This is a genomic window from Actinomadura soli, from assembly GCF_005889715.1.
Classification (GTDB): Bacteria; Actinomycetota; Actinomycetes; order Streptosporangiales; family Streptosporangiaceae; genus Spirillospora; species Spirillospora soli.
Genome location: NZ_VCKW01000554.1, coordinates 1 through 1,477 on the forward strand (window position 1 = coordinate 1; position 1,477 = coordinate 1,477).

Below are 1,477 nucleotides of genomic sequence, written 5' to 3' on the forward strand. Positions count from 1 at the left end.
ACGGTGAAGTCGGCCAGGCGGCCCACGGTGATCCGGCCCTTGTCGTCCTGGTCGCCGGACGCCGCCGCCGACCCGGCCGTGTAGACCTCCAGCGCCTCGTAGGGGGTGAGCCGCTCGTCCTGGCCGAGCACGGTGCCGTCCTGGGCGCGCCGTGTGGTCATCGACTGCAGCGCGTACAGCGGTTCCAGCGGCCCGCACGGGTAGTCGGACGAGCCGGCCACGGTGATCCCCGCGTCGCGGAAGGTGCGGTGCGGGCTGATCCGGGCGGCGCGCTCTTGCCCGTAGTGGCCGACGAGATTGCGGCCGTGGTAGGAGATGAACGCGCCGAAGGGCACCGGGATCACGCCCAGCGCGCGGATCCGCTCCACCAGCCCGGGATCGACGACCGAGCAGTGCTCGATGCGGTGCGTCTGGCCGGGGCGCGGGGGAGTGGCGGCGATGGCGGCGTCCAGCGCGTCCAGGACCTTGGAGATCGCCAGGTCGCCGTTGGCGTGGACCGCCAGGCGGCTGCCCGCCGCGTGCACCCGGTGGACGACCTCGGCGATCTCCTCGTCCGGCATGACCTGGATGCCGGCGGTGCGCTCGCCGAGCGCGCCCCGGTAGGGCGTCCGGCACAGGCAGGTGCCGCCGGAGACCGCGCCGTCGGTCATCATCTTCACGCCGTTGAAGCGCAGCATCGTGTCGCCGAACCCGGTGCGCATGCCGAGCGCCCGCGCCGGCTCGAAGAACTCGTACCACAGCAGCATCCCGACCCGCGCGGTCAGTGCGCCCGCGTCGCGCGCGGCCTGGTAGAGCGCCCAGTCGGCGGGGTGCACCATCGCGTCGGTCACCGAGGTGATCCCGGCCGAGTTCATCCGGGTGAGCATCCGGCGCAGCGACTCGATCCGCGCCTGCATCGTCGGCTGCGGGACGAGCGGGGGCCGCGAGCCGTGCCCGAGGTAGCCCTCCATCCAGGCCCGCTCGTACAGGACGCCCGTCAGCCGCCCGCCGTCGGCGGCACTGCCGCGCACCAGCTCGCCGCCGACCGGGTCGGGCGTGTCCTCGGCGTAGCCGGCGGCGGCCAGCGCCCGGGAGTTGGCGACGGCGCCGTGGTAGGAGTAGTGGATGATCAGCACGGGATGCCGCTCGGAGATCCGGTCGAGCAGCGTCCGGTCGACGCTGCGGCCGTCCTGGGTGCGGGAGACGTCGAAGTTGTGGCCGACCACCCATTCGCCCTCGGGCGTGACGGCCGCCCGGTCGGCCAGCGCCCGCCGCACCTGCTCGGCGCTGCCGGTCACGGTCGGCGCCAGGTCCACGTACAGGCCGCCGTCGGCCAGCACCGAGGGGTGGGCGTGCGCGTCGTCCAGCCCGGGCAGCATCACGCCGTCGCCGAGGTCGACGTCCTCGGCGCCGGGGAACCGGTCGCGCAGGTCGCGCCGCGCGCCCACGGCGACGACGCGCTCGCCGAGGACGGCGACCGCCTCGGGCTCGCCGCCGT

The 1,477-nt window shown here is 74.8% G+C and carries 1 protein-coding gene; it reads right to left on the reverse strand.

All coding sequences use genetic code 11. The features are described from left to right. Positions 1-1,477 (reverse strand): amidohydrolase (locus ETD83_RS41780; protein ID WP_138650761.1); only part of this gene is annotated, 1,477 nt, incomplete at both ends.